Annotated in this window: 12 protein-coding genes and 1 riboswitch; of the genes, 8 read left to right on the plus strand and 4 right to left on the minus strand. The window is 74.5% G+C overall.

The annotated features are described in order from the left end of the window. The first annotated feature begins 81 nt into the window (after positions 1-81). The 3 genes from GTY84_RS25045 to GTY84_RS25055 all read left to right on the plus strand — a co-directional run bounded on the left by GTY84_RS25045 (position 82) and on the right by GTY84_RS25055 (position 4,019). The gene (locus GTY84_RS25045; protein WP_161228656.1) at positions 82-1,455 is read left to right on the plus strand and encodes a pitrilysin family protein; all 1,374 of its coding nucleotides are present in this window, start codon (positions 82-84) and stop codon (positions 1,453-1,455) included. Continuing rightward, the gene (locus GTY84_RS25050; protein ID WP_161228657.1) at positions 1,452-2,840 is read left to right on the plus strand and encodes a pitrilysin family protein; all 1,389 of its coding nucleotides are present in this window, start codon (positions 1,452-1,454) and stop codon (positions 2,838-2,840) included. The genes GTY84_RS25045 and GTY84_RS25050 overlap by 4 nt, the downstream gene beginning before the upstream one ends. 193 nt (positions 2,841-3,033) lie before the next feature. Continuing rightward, positions 3,034-3,226: riboswitch (cyclic di-AMP (ydaO/yuaA leader) on the plus strand. Positions 3,227-3,239: 13 nt separating this feature from the next. After that, the gene (locus GTY84_RS25055) at positions 3,240-4,019 is read left to right on the plus strand and encodes a M23 family metallopeptidase (protein ID WP_161228658.1); all 780 of its coding nucleotides are present in this window, start codon (positions 3,240-3,242) and stop codon (positions 4,017-4,019) included. A gap of 390 nt (positions 4,020-4,409) precedes the next feature. Here the strand turns inward: GTY84_RS25055 and GTY84_RS25060 are convergent, their stop codons facing one another. Further along, complete coding sequence (locus tag GTY84_RS25060) at positions 4,410-4,691, minus strand: HPr family phosphocarrier protein (RefSeq protein ID WP_161228659.1); 282 nt, start codon at positions 4,689-4,691, stop codon at positions 4,410-4,412. 128 nt (positions 4,692-4,819) lie between these two features. On the opposite strand from GTY84_RS25060, the gene GTY84_RS25065 reads away from it, so the two are divergent. The 4 genes from GTY84_RS25065 (at position 4,820) to GTY84_RS25080 (ending at position 10,695) form a co-directional block, all read left to right on the plus strand. Next, a complete protein-coding gene (locus GTY84_RS25065; RefSeq protein WP_161228660.1) occupies positions 4,820-8,122 on the plus strand; it encodes a GNAT family N-acetyltransferase in 3,303 nt (1,100 codons plus the stop codon). 62 nt (positions 8,123-8,184) lie between these two features. Continuing rightward, positions 8,185-8,781: a DUF5998 family protein gene (locus tag GTY84_RS25070; protein ID WP_161228661.1), complete on the plus strand. Its 597-nt coding sequence runs from the start codon at positions 8,185-8,187 to the stop codon at positions 8,779-8,781. Continuing rightward, positions 8,781-9,974, plus strand: coding sequence for a nucleotide pyrophosphatase/phosphodiesterase family protein (locus GTY84_RS25075; protein ID WP_161228662.1), 1,194 nt, complete (start codon positions 8,781-8,783; stop codon positions 9,972-9,974). The genes GTY84_RS25070 and GTY84_RS25075 overlap by 1 nt, the downstream gene beginning before the upstream one ends. Positions 9,975-10,047: 73 nt before the next feature. Next, a complete protein-coding gene (locus GTY84_RS25080) occupies positions 10,048-10,695 on the plus strand; it encodes a thymidine kinase (RefSeq protein ID WP_161228663.1) in 648 nt (215 codons plus the stop codon). A 75-nt stretch (positions 10,696-10,770) separates the two neighbouring features. Here GTY84_RS25080 and GTY84_RS25085 read toward each other — a convergent pair whose 3' ends face one another. The 3 genes from GTY84_RS25085 to GTY84_RS25095 form a co-directional block, all read right to left on the minus strand. Continuing rightward, the gene (locus GTY84_RS25085) at positions 10,771-10,971 is read right to left on the minus strand and encodes a DUF397 domain-containing protein (protein ID WP_161228664.1); all 201 of its coding nucleotides are present in this window, start codon (positions 10,969-10,971) and stop codon (positions 10,771-10,773) included. A 147-nt stretch (positions 10,972-11,118) separates the two neighbouring features. Then, a complete protein-coding gene (locus GTY84_RS25090; RefSeq protein ID WP_161228665.1) occupies positions 11,119-11,334 on the minus strand; it encodes a DUF397 domain-containing protein in 216 nt (71 codons plus the stop codon). Beyond that, positions 11,331-12,230 (minus strand): helix-turn-helix transcriptional regulator, encoded by a 900-nt coding sequence (locus GTY84_RS25095; RefSeq protein ID WP_161228666.1) that lies wholly within the window; start codon positions 12,228-12,230, stop codon positions 11,331-11,333. Before GTY84_RS25095 ends, GTY84_RS25090 begins: the two co-directional genes overlap by 4 nt. Before the next feature lie 148 nt (positions 12,231-12,378). Between GTY84_RS25095 and GTY84_RS25100 the strand changes: the two genes are divergently transcribed. Then, positions 12,379-12,912 carry an ATP-binding protein gene (locus GTY84_RS25100; protein WP_161228667.1) on the plus strand — a complete coding sequence of 178 codons (534 nt, stop codon included), beginning with the start codon at positions 12,379-12,381 and terminating at the stop codon, positions 12,910-12,912.

Genomic DNA, 12,912 nt, shown 5'->3' on the forward strand with positions numbered 1-12,912 from the left:
TGCATACAGTGGCAGGATCAGCGGAATTTCGCAGTTCCGCCCAATGATTCCACCAATGGTTTCGCGATCGAAGGGACGTACATGCCCATGGGTCACACGGCCACAGCCCAGGCAGGCACCGGGGGCCTGACCGCGACCGAGCACCGCCTGGCGAACGGCCTGCGCGTGGTGCTCTCGGAGGACCACCTGACCCCGGTCGCCGCGGTGTGCCTCTGGTACGACGTCGGTTCCCGCCACGAGGTCAAGGGGCGTACCGGTCTGGCTCACCTCTTCGAGCACCTGATGTTCCAGGGCTCCGCCCAGGTGAAGGGCAACGGCCACTTCGAGCTGGTGCAGGGGGCCGGCGGTTCGCTCAACGGCACCACCAGCTTCGAGCGCACCAACTACTTCGAGACGATGCCCGCCCACCAGCTGGAGCTGGCGCTCTGGCTGGAGGCCGACCGGATGGGCTCCCTGCTCGCCGCCCTGGACGACGAGTCGATGGAGAACCAGCGGGACGTCGTCAAGAACGAGCGCCGCCAGCGCTACGACAACGTCCCCTACGGGACCGCCTTCGAGAAGCTGACCGCGCTGGCCTATCCGGAGGGCCACCCTTACCACCACACGCCGATCGGCTCCATGGCCGACCTGGACGCCGCCACGCTGGAGGACGCGCGCGCGTTCTTCCGCACCTACTACGCGCCGAACAACGCGGTGCTCTCCGTCGTCGGCGACATCGACCCCGCCGAGACCCTGGCCTGGATCGAGAAGTACTTCGGCTCCATCCCCACCCACGACGGCAAGGCCGCCCCCCGGGACGGGGCCCTGCCCGACACCATGGGCGGGCAGCTCCGCGAGGTCGTGGAGGAGGAGGTGCCCGCGCGCGCCCTGATGGCGGCCTACCGCCTGCCGGAGGACGGCACCCGCGCCTGCGACGCGGCCGACCTGGCGCTGACCGTGCTGGGCGGCGGCGAGTCCTCCCGCCTCTACAACCGGCTGGTGCGCCGCGACCGCACCGCCGTCGCCGCCGGCTTCGGCCTGCTGCGGCTGGCGGGGGCGCCGTCCCTGGGCTGGCTGGACGTGAAGGCCTCCGGCGACGTGGAGGTGCCGGTCATCGAGGCCGCCATCGACGAGGAGCTGGCCCGCCTCGCCGACGAGGGCCCCACCGCCGAGGAGATGGAGCGCGCCCAGGCGCAGCTCGAACGCGAGTGGCTGGACCGGCTCGGCACGGTCGCCGGCCGCGCCGACGAACTGTGCCGGTACGCGGTCCTCTTCGGTGACCCGCAGCTCGCGCTCACCGCCGTGGGGCGGGTGCTGGAGGTGACCGCCGAGGAGGTCCAGGAGGTCGCCAAGGCCCGGCTGCGGCCCGACAACCGCGCCGTGCTGGTCTACGAGCCCACGGTCCCCGGGACCGACGGCGCGGAGTCCCCGGCGGCCGACGGCGCCACCGACGAGAACGAGGAGGCGGGCAAGTGACCCGGCAGGCCACCATGGAGTTCCACCCCCGGCCGCAGGGCGGCGCCCCCCGTCCGTGGGCGTTCCCCGCCCCCGAGCGGGGCGGCCTGGGCAACGGGCTGACGGTGCTGCGCTGTCACCGCCCCGGCCAGCAGGTCGTCGCCGTCGAGGTGCTGCTGGACGCGCCGCTGGACGCCGAGCCCGCCGGTCTGGACGGTGTCGCCACGATCATGGCGCGGGCCTTCTCCGAGGGCACCGACAAGCACTCCGCGGAGGAGTTCGCCGCCGAGCTGGAGCGCTGCGGCGCCACCCTCGACGCGCACGCCGACCACCCGGGCGTGCGGCTGAGCCTGGAGGTGCCCGCCTCCCGGCTGGCCAAGGCCCTCGGGCTGGTCGCGGACGCGCTGCGGGCGCCCGCCTTCGCGGAAAGCGAGGTCGAGCGCCTCGTCCGCAACCGGCTGGACGAGATCCCGCACGAGCTGGCCAACCCGACCCGGCGCGCCGCCAAGGAGCTGTCCAAGGAGCTGTTCCCGGCCGACGCGCGGATGTCGCGCCCGCGCCAGGGCACCGAGGAGACGGTCGCCGCCATCGACTCGGCGGCCGTCCGCGCCTTCTACGAGAGGCACGTGCGCCCGGCCACCGCCACCGCCGTGGTCGTCGGCGACCTGACCGGTCTCGACCTCGACACGCTGCTCGCCGACACCCTCGGCGCCTGGACCGGCTCCGCCGCCGCGCCGCGCCCGGTGCCGCCGGTGACCGCCGACGACCGGGGCCGCGTCGTCATCGTGCACCGTCAGGGCGCCGTCCAGACGCAGCTCCTGATCGGCCGTGTCGGCGCCGACCGGCACGACCGGGTGTGGCCCGCCCAGGTGCTCGGCACCTACTGCCTGGGCGGCACCCTCACCTCCCGGCTGGACCGGGTGCTGCGCGAGGAGAAGGGCTACACCTACGGCGTCCGCGCCTTCTCCCAGGTGCTGCGCTCCGCCCCCGACGGCAGCGGCGCCGCCATGCTGGCCATCAGTGGTTCTGTGGACACCCCCAACACCGGCCCCGCCCTGGCGGATCTGTGGACGGTGCTGCGGACCCTGGCCGAGGGCGGTCTGACCGACGCCGAGCGCGATGTGGCCGTGCAGAACCTGGTGGGTGTGGCCCCGCTCAAGTACGAGACGGCGGCGGCCGTCGCGAGCACCCTGGCCGACCAGGTCGAGCAGCATCTGCCCGACGACTACCAGGCCGCCCTGTACCGCCAACTCGCCGCCACCGGCACGGTGGAGGCCACGGCGGCGGTCGTGAACGCCTTCCCGGTGGACCGCATGGTGACGGTCCTCGTCGGGGACGCGTCCGTGATCAGGGAGCCGGTCGAGGCCCTCGGCATCGGCGAGGTCACCGTCGTGGCGGCCGAGTAGCACCCGCCCGGCGCGCGACGGCCCCGGTGGCGGAGGCGTCACCGGGGCCGTCCTATGCCCGAATTGAGGGAATGACCACCCGTCTGCACTGTGGGATACGGCACAAAAACCGGGTTGTGTTTGAGGAGTGAAGGCGCCCCCGCTTAGCGTCGTCCCGGCTGTACGTCACGCAGTGCGCCGCATCCGCGGCACCGGACAGTCATCGCCGAGTCCCCCTACGGCGCGAGCCGGGGGAGCCGGGGACCCGTCTTCCGGCCGCCGCCCGCGGCCGGAGGGGCACACGTCCCAGGGGTGAATCGGATGCCCGCGCCCAGCGGGGGAGTCCGTAGGAGACCTTCCTGCTCCGAACCCGTCAGCTAACCCGGTAGGCGAGAGGGAAGGAAAGGAAACCGTCGCCACATGGCGTTCACGCACGCCTCCGGGAAGCACCGCCGTCCCGGCCGGATGCAGCGCACCACCGCCCGTGCCGCGAGCGTCGCGGCCCTCACCGCCACCGCGGGCGGGGTCGCCGGAGCCCTCGCCGGACCGGCCGCCGCGGCCGAGACCGAGGCCGAGCAGAGCGGACTGACGCCGGTCGTCACCATCGGCGGTTCCATAGCCGACGAGATCGACGCGCAGGCCGACGCCCAGCGCGGCGCCGCCGACGACGCCGCCGCCCGGGTCGCCGCACAGGAGATCGCCCGCGAGCGCGCCGCCGCCGCGGCCGAGGCCGCCAAGGACGCCCGCGAGGCCAAGGAGCGCGCCGCCCGCGAGGCCGAGCGCCAGCGCCTGAACACCTTCGTCTCGCCGGTCGCCGGTTCCTACGTCTCCACCGCCTACGGCTCGACCAGCTCCCTCTGGTCCTCCGGCACCCACACCGGCATCGACTTCCACGCCGGGAACGGCGCCTCCGTCCGCTCGGTCGGCGTCGGCACCGTCGTCCAGGCCGGATGGGGCGGGGCCTACGGCAACCAGGTCGTGATCCGGATGCACGACGGCACCTACACGCAGTACGGGCACCTGCTGTCCATCGGCGTCTCGGTCGGCCAGTCCGTCGAGGCCGGCCAGCAGATCGGCCTGGCCGGCGACACCGGCAACGTGACCGGCCCGCACCTGCACTTCGAGGCCCGCACCGGCACCGACTACGGCTCGGACATCAACCCCCTGGTCTACCTTCGCTCCCACGGTGTGAACCTCTGACCCCTGCGGCCGACGCCTCCGGCCCGGACGCGGCACCCCCCCCGGTGCCCGTCCCGGCCACCTGAGGAGCGCCGCGCGGAACCCCGGCCCGAGCGGCCGGGGTTCCGGCGTTCCCGGACCCGGCGCCGCACGGAAGCCCGCCGCGTGGTGCCGGCACGGGAGCCCGCCGCGCGCCGCGTCCCGCACCGCCCGTGTCCCGCACCCACCCCCGGCCCCGCACCGTCCGGCCGCCGCACACCGGGCCGCACACCGGGCCGCACACCGGGCCGGGCACCGGGCCGGGCACCGGGACACCGCGTCCGGACCGGTCCCGGACGCACGAAGGGCCCGCCCGGACACCCGGGCGGGCCCTTCGCCGTTCCGGCCGCGGCGGACCGGAGCGGGGCGGTCTCAGACCGTCTCGGGAAGCTCCTCAAGGCCTTCGGCGACCAGCTTCGCCAGGCGGTCCAGCGCGGCGTCCGCGCCCTCGGCGTCGGAGGCCAGGACGACCTCCTCGCCGCCCTGGGCGCCCAGGCCCAGCACCGCCAGCATGGAGGCCGCGTTGACGGGCGGGCCGTCGGCCTTGGCGATCGTGACCGGGACGCCGGTGGCCGTGGTGGCCCGGACGAAGATGGAGGCGGGGCGGGCGTGGAGGCCCTCGGCCCAGCCGACGTTGACGCGGCGCTCAGCCATGTTGCTGCCCTTCGGGTGTGCAGGGTTGTCTAGACCAGTCTCACATACGGTCGAGGGTGCCCGGACGGAACCGCTTCCGGACAGGCTGCCCCGCGCCGCCGCAAGGCGCGAGCCGTACTCTGGGGCCCATGCAGACCTCGTCCGACCGGCATGAGTACCCCGCCCACTGGGAGGCCGACGTGGTGCTGCGCGACGGTGGCACCGCGCGTGTGCGGCCGATCACCGTCGATGACGCCGAGCGCCTGGTCAGCTTCTACGAGCAGGTCTCCGACGAGTCGAAGTACTACCGCTTCTTCGCGCCCTACCCGAGGCTGTCCGCCAAGGACGTGCACCGCTTCACGCACCACGACTTCGTGGACCGGGTGGGGCTCGCGGCGACCGTCGGCGGCGACTTCATCGCCACCGTGCGCTACGACCGGATCGACGCCGCCGGGGCGCCCGCCTCCGCCCCGGCCGACGAGGCCGAGGTCGCCTTCCTCGTCCAGGACGCCCACCAGGGCCGGGGCGTGGCCTCCGCCCTGCTCGAACACATCGCCGCCGTCGCCCGCGAGCGCGGCATCCGCCGCTTCGCCGCCGAGGTGCTGCCCGCCAACACCAAGATGATCAAGGTGTTCACCGACGCCGGGTACACCCAGAAGCGCAGCTTCGAGGACGGCGTCGTCCGGCTGGAGTTCGACCTCGAACCCACCGACCGCTCCTTGGCCGTGCAGTACGCGCGCGAGCAGCGCGCCGAGGGCCGCTCGGTGCGGCGGCTCCTGCGGCCCGGCTCGGTCGCCGTCATCGGCGTCGGCCGCGCCCCCGGCGGCGTGGGCCGCAGCGTCCTCGACAACATCCGCGGCGCGGGCTTCACCGGTCCCCTCCACGCCGTCAACCGGGCCTTCCCCGAGGGGCTGCGGCACCTGGACGGGGTGCCCGCGCACCGCTCCGTGCGCGAGATCGAGGGGCCGGTCGACCTCGCCGTCGTCACCGTGCCCGCCGAGCAGGTGCCCGCCGTCGTCACCGAGTGCGGCGAGCACGGGGTGCAGGGGCTCGTCGTGATCTCCGCCGGGTACGCCGAGAGCGGCCCAGAGGGGCGGGAGCGGCAGCGGGCCCTGGTGCGGCTCGCCCGCAGCCACGGGATGCGGCTCATCGGCCCCAACGCCTTCGGCGTCATCAACACCGACCCGGAGTTCCGGCTCAACGCCTCCCTGGCGCCCGACATGCCGCGCCCCGGCCGCATCGGCCTGTTCGCCCAGTCCGGCGCCATCGGGATCGCCCTGCTCTCCCGGCTGCACCGGCGCGGCGGCGGCGTGACCGGCGTCACGGGGGTGTCGACCTTCGTCTCCTCCGGCAACCGGGCCGACGTCTCCGGCAACGACGTGCTCCAGTACTGGTACGACGACCCCGGCACCGATGTCGCCCTGATGTACCTGGAGTCCATCGGCAACCCCCGCAAGTTCACCCGGCTCGCCCGCCGCACGGCCGCCGCCAAGCCGCTGGTGGTGGTGCAGGGCGCCCGGCACGGCGGCGCCGCCCCCCAGGGCCACGCCGTGCGCGCGACCCGGCTGCCGCACGCCACGGTCTCCGAACTCCTGCGCCAGGCCGGGGTGCTGCGCGTCGACACCGTCACCGAGCTCGTCGACGCGGGGCTGCTGCTCGCCCGCCAGCCGCTGCCCGCCGGGCCGCGGGTGGCGATCCTCGGCAACTCCGAGTCCCTGGGGCTGCTCACCTACGACGCCTGCCTGTCCGAGGGGCTGCGCCCGCACCCCCCGCTGGACCTGACGACGGCCGCGACCTCCGCGGAGTTCCACGATGCGCTGTCCCGCGCGCTGGCCGACGACACCAACGACGCGGTGGTGGTGACCGCCATCCCGACCGTGGGGGAGGGCTCCCTCGCGGACGGCGCCCTGGCGGAGGCGCTGCGCTCGGCGGCGGCCGGGATGCCGGACAAGCCGGTCCTCGTGGTCCACGTGGAGCTGGGCGGCCTCGCGGAGGCCCTGTCGGCGGCGACGAGCACGGCCCCGCGCGGCGCGGAGCCGCGGGCCGCGGGGGCGGACGGCGGCACGGCCGGGGGCGCCCGGCGGGAAGCGGGAGCGCCCGGGAGCGCGGGAGCGGAGCCGGGCGCGCCGGGGGCCGCCGGAGCCGCCGGGGCGGGAACCACCGGAGGGGAGCCCGCCGGGCCGGACGCGGGCGGGCCGGACGCGGGCGGGCCGGACGCGGGCGTGTCGGACGCGGGCGTGTCGGCGGCGCCCGGCCGGGTCACCGCCGGGCCCCCGCCCGGGACGCGCCCCGGAGCGCACGCGCCGGACCGGACGGTTCCGGGCGCCCCGGACGCGTCGGCACCGGCTTCCCCGCAGGCCCCGGGCACCCCGACGCCCGCCACTCCGGGCACCCCGTCCTCCGGGACACCGCACCGGAGCACACCGGCCCCCGGCACTCGCACCCCCTCCGCCGCCGACCCGAGCACAGTCCCCGGCAGCGGCAGCACCGCCCCCGGCAGCCCCCGGACCGTCCCAGCCGGCCGGGGCACCCCTTCCGGCACCGGCCCGGGCACGGCCCCCGGCAGCGGCCCCGCCGTCCCCGACGCACCGCACCCCATCCCCGCCTACCCCGCCGCCGAGCGGGGCGTCCGCGCGCTGGCCCAGGCCGTCGCCTACGCCCAGTGGCGCCGCGAGGCCGCCGACCCCGGCAAGGTCCCGGAGTACGACGGCATCGACGAGAAGGGCGCCGCCCGGCTGATCTCCGGGCACCTCGCGCGCGGCGACGGACCCGCGCTCGGCCAGGACGACACCTGCGAGCTGCTCGCCCGGTACGGCATCGACGTCCGCCGCGTGCTGCCCGCCCCCAGCGCCGACGGCGCCGTCGCCGCCGCCCGCGCGATCGGCTACCCCGTCGCCCTCAAGGCCACCGCCCCCCATCTGCGCCACCGCGCGGACCTGGGCGGCGTCCGCCTCGACCTGGCCGACGAGGAGCAACTGCGCCGGGCCTACGCCGAGCTGACCGAGCTGTTCGGGCAGCCCGAGATGCTGCGCCCGATGGTGCAGGGGATGGCGCCGCGCGGGGTGGACACCGTGGTCCGGGCGGTCATCGACCCGGCGGCCGGAGCGGTGCTCTCCTTCGGGCTCGCCGGGGCCGCCACCCAGCTGCTGGACGACATGGCGCACCGCCTGATCCCGGTCACCGACCGGGAGGCCACCTCGCTGGTCCGCTCGATCCGCACCGCGCCCCTCCTCTTCGGCTGGCGCGGCTCGGCCCCCGTCGACACCGCCGCCCTGGAGGAGCTGCTGCTGCGGGTCTCGCGGCTGGTCCACGATCATCCCGAGGTCGTCGCCGTCACCCTGGAACCCGTGGTCGTCGCCCCGCGCGGGCTGAGCGTCCTCGGCGCCTCCGTCCGCCTCGCGCCCCCGCCGGCCAGGGACGACCTCGGCCCGCGCACCCTCCCGCTGTACTGACCGGGCCCCGCCGGGCGCGGTGTCCGCACGAGCGTGCCGCGCAGCCGACGGGTCCCCGTAGGATGGACGGCATGGCCAAGACCAGTACGACGACCCAGGGGCTGCGAGCGGCGATCGAGCGCAGCGGCTACTACCCGGCCCTCGTTGCCGAGGCGGTGGAGGCCGCCGTGGGAGGCGAGCCCGTCCGGTCGTACCTGGTCCACCAGGAGACGACGTTCGACCAGAACGAGGTGCGCCGGCACGTGACGGTGCTGGTGCTCACCGGCAACCGCTTCATCGTGAGCCACACCGACGAGCAGGCCGCCGACGACACCTCCCCGACGCCGTACGCCACGACGTCCACGGAGTCGGTCAAGCTCGGCCGCATCTCCTCCATCGTGGTCAGCCGCGTGGTCGCCAACCCGGAGCAGTACAAGCCGGGCACCCTGCCCCGCGAGATCGTGCTCACCATCGGCTGGGGCGCCGTCGCCCGCCTCGACCTGGAGCCCGCCGCCTGCGGCGACCCCAACTGCGAGGCCGACCACGGCTACACCGGCAGCTCCACGGCCGACGATCTCAGCCTGCGCGTCAGCGAGGCGGGGGACGGCCCGGAGACGGTGCGCCAGGCGCTCGTCTTCGCCCAGGCGCTGTCCGAGGCGACCGCGGACTCCGCCCGCTGATGGCGCCGTACTCCGCCTGGGACACCGACCCGGAACCGCTGCCCGTCGACTCCGCCCCCGTGCCCGAGTACGGCACCGGTTCGCTGGCGGACCTGCTGCCGACGCTCGCCGCCGGGCTCGGCGTCCCGGACATGACCGCGGGCATCGCGGAGCTGGCCCCCGCCGACCGCAACTGCGTCTTCCTCATCGACGGCCTCGGATGGGAGCAGCTACGGGCCCACCCCGGGGACGCGCCGTTCCTGACCTCCCTGCTGGGCAGCTCACGCGGCGGCACCGGGCGCCCGCTCACCGCCGGGTACCCGGCGACCACCGCCACCTCCCTGGCCTCCGTCGGCACCGGCCTCCCGCCCGGCGCCCACGGCCTGCCCGGGTACACGGTGCGCGATCCGGACACCGGCGCGCTGATGAACCAGCTCCGCTGGCAGCCCTGGACCCGGCCCGACGTCTGGCAGCCCTACCCCACGGTCTTCCGGCTCGCCCAGGAGGCGGGCGTGCACGCCGCGCAGGTCTCCTCCCCGGCCTTCGCCAACACCCCGCTGACCAAGGTCGCGCTCAGCGGCGGCACCTTCCACGGGCGGCTCTCCGGCGAGGACCGCGTGGACACGGCCGCCGGGCAACTGGCCGCCGCCGACCGGGCCCTGGTCTACACGTACTACGCCGAGGTCGACGGCGCCGGTCACCGCTTCGGCGTCGACTCCGACACCTGGCGCGGCCAGCTCGCCCACGTCGACCGGCTCGTCCAGCGCCTCGCCGAGCAACTGCCACCGCGCAGCGCCCTCTACGTCACCGCCGACCACGGCATGATCGACGTGCCCTTCGACGAGGACCACCGGATCGACTTCGACGAGGACTGGGAGCTGAAGGCCGGCGTCGCCCTCCTCGGCGGCGAGGGCCGCGCCCGCCATGTGTACGCGGTCCCCGGCGCGGCCAACGACGTCCTGACCTGCTGGCGCGAGGTGCTCGGCGAGCGGTTCTGGGTGGCCTCGCGCGACGAGGCGATCGCGGCGGGCTGGTTCGGTCCCCGCATCGACGACCGGGTGTACGGCCGCCTCGGCGACGTGATCGCCGCCGCCCGGGACGACGTCCTGCTGATCGCCTCCGAACGCGAGCCGAACGAGTCCGCGATGGTCGGCAACCATGGCTCGATGACCCCGGCCGAGCAGCTCGTCCCGCTCCTCGAAGTGCGCACCTGACGTCCACCGGCCCGCCCGCTCCGTCCGGCCCCGCTCCCTGCCCGCCGCCGCTGCCGAAAGGTGCCCCTCCCTCATGCCCGAGCTGGTGTTCTTCTCCGGGACCATGGACTGCGGGAAGTCGACCCTGGCGCTCCAGATCGCGCACAACCGCGCGGCACGCGGCCTCCAGAGCGTGATCTTCACCCGGGACGACCGGGCCGGGGAGGGCAAGCTGTCCTCGCGGCTCGGCCTGGTGACACCCGCGGTGGAGGCGACGCCCCAACTGGACCTCTACGCCTTCGTGGTGGAGCTGATGTCACGCGGCGGCCGGGTCGACCACGTCATCGTGGACGAGGCCCAGTTCCTGCTCCCCGAGCAGATCGACCAGTTGGCCCGGATCGTCGACGATCTCAACCTCGACGTGTTCGCCTTCGGCATCACCACCGACTTCCGCACCAGGCTCTTCCCCGGCTCGCGGCGGCTGATCGAACTGGCCGACCGGGTGGAGACGCTCCAGGTCGAGGCGATGTGCTGGTGCGGCGCCCGCGCCACGCACAACGCCCGCACCGTGGGCGGGGTGATGGTGGTCGAGGGCGAGCAGGTCGTCGTGGGCGACGTGGGCGCGGCGGAGGTCGTCGGCTACGAGGTGCTGTGCCGGCGGCACCACCGCAAGCGGATGACCAGCGCGTCGGCACGGGCCGCCGCGCTGTCCCCGGACGTCCTGCCGGTCACCTCGGCCTGATCGCGGCCGGCGGGACCGGCTCCGCGGTGACGGCGTCCCGGGGCGGCCCCGGCGGTTGTCTGCGGGAGCGCGGGATCAGGCGCTCGACCCCGGGAGGACGCCGCCGAGGAACCCCGCCCACGCCGACCGCGAGACGGTGAGGACGGGGCCGGTGGGGGCCTTGGAATCACGGATCCGCACGCTTCGGGCGCGGGCGATCTCAAGGCATTGGCCACCCTCGGCGCCGCTGTAGCTGCTCCGGAACCAGACGGTGGCTGGGGAATCGACGTCGCTCATGGCTCTCCCGGCGGCTCGTGGACGGGCCCGTGCCGGGATGTTCCCACGGGACGGGCCCCAGAGGGCGTGCGCTTCCGGTCATCGTTCCGGCGGAACGTCGAAGCCCCGCCGGTCCGGGGACCGGCAGGGCTCGTGGTCGTCCGGGGATCAGACGTGTGCCGCCGACGAGGCGAGCCCGACGAAGCCCGCCCAGGCATCGCGCGAGACCGTCACCACGGGCCCGGCAGCGGCCTTGGAGTCCCGGATGTGCACGGCGGTGGAGCCGTCTGCGACCTCTACACACTCGCCGCCCTCGGTTCCGCTGTAGCTGCTCTTGAACCAGTTGAGGCCGGACGCGGCGCTTGAGGACTCAGCGTTGTTCATAGCGAACCCAGCAACCTTTCGATGAACTCCGTTGACTCTCGCGGACTGAGAGCCTGTGATCGGATGATCCCATAGAGGGCGGCAGCCAGAACCCCTTGCTCCGGGTCGATCTGAAGAGAGCCGATTCCCCGTGCCTCGGCGTACACGAACTTCGTACCGTCGTTGCGCGTGACCACGGTGAACGGTCCGTTCACGCCGGCGTTGTCCTCACGGTTGAGCGGCATGATCTGAATCTCGACGTTGCGCCTCTGAGCGATCAGCAGCAGATGCTCCAGTTGCCCGCGCTGTACGTCTGTCCCGCCGTAGGGGCGTAGCAGCAACGACTCGTCGAGCACAAAGCTCAGGAATGGGGCAGGGCGACGGTCGAAGATGTCCTGCCGGGCCAACCGGGCCGCGACACGTTGTTCGATGGTCTCCTCGTCCAAAGGCGGGCGCCTCATCGCAAGCAGTGCCCGCATGTACTCCTCGGTCTGCAACAGGCCGTTGAGCACGGGCATGCTGTACGAGACGAGTTCAAGGGCTTCCTTCTCCAGCGCTGCCATCCCCTGGAAGAACACCGGATACTGCGCCCGCTCCACCTGCTCCTTCCACAGGCACAGCAATCCGTTCGCTTGCAGCACCTCGTCCGCGCGCTCGATCGTCCTCGGTGACGGAATCCGCCGTCCCTGCTCGAACGACGCGATCGTGGAGGCGGAGTACCCGAGCCGTTTGCCGAACTCCTCGCGTTCCAGCCCTTCGCGAAGCCTCAGCGTCTTCATGGTCTGGCCGAACGCCACGACCACGTTCCGCCCCGCGTCGTCCTCCGGGCGCCGTCCCGCTCCGGGCCCGGCGTCGTTCTCCCACTCGTCCCCCAGGCTCACGACCGACCCCGTCTCCGCGCCCTCGCGCTCCGCCATGTGCATCACCGCCTCCTGAACCCAACTCCCGTGCACGGGACGCCGTCACGGCGCACCGCGCCTACGCGTGCGCACGGCGCGCGTACAAGCGGGCCTGTCGCAGCGTCACCGCTTGTCACGCTACGCGACCGGCGTCACCGTGAGGGGCATGACGAGGAAACCCACCGCCCCCGTTCCCGCCCCGGCACCCGCGCCGACCGCCGCTCCCGCCGCCGACTCCCACCCCGTGCCGGACCGCGCCTTCGGGATGCGCTTCACCGCCACGCCCCGAGGCGCCCGGCTCGCCCGCCGCCTCGCCGCCGTACGGCTGGACGAGTGGGGCGTCCCGTACGGGACCGGACCCCATGACACCGTCGTGCTGATCGTGGCCGAACTCGCGGCGAACGCCGTGCGCCACGGCCGGGTCCCGGGCCGGGGCTTCCACCTCGGGCTGCACGCGCCCGCCGACGGCCGCACCGTCCGCGTGGAGGTCACCGACACCCGCACCGAACGCCTGCCCAGGAACCCGGAGGACCGGGAGGGCGCCGAGGGCACCGGGGACGGGGGCCCGGACGAGGTGGCGGAGGGGGGCCGGGGGCTGCTGCTGGTCTCCCGGCTGGCGGCGCGCTGGGGCTGGCATCCCCGCCCGGAGGGCCCGGGCAAGACCGTCTGGGCCGAGTACGTGCTCCCGTCGCCCTGGTGA

It is taken from the genome of Streptomyces sp. SID8352 (genome assembly GCF_009862265.1).
Taxonomy (GTDB): domain Bacteria; phylum Actinomycetota; class Actinomycetes; order Streptomycetales; family Streptomycetaceae; genus Streptomyces.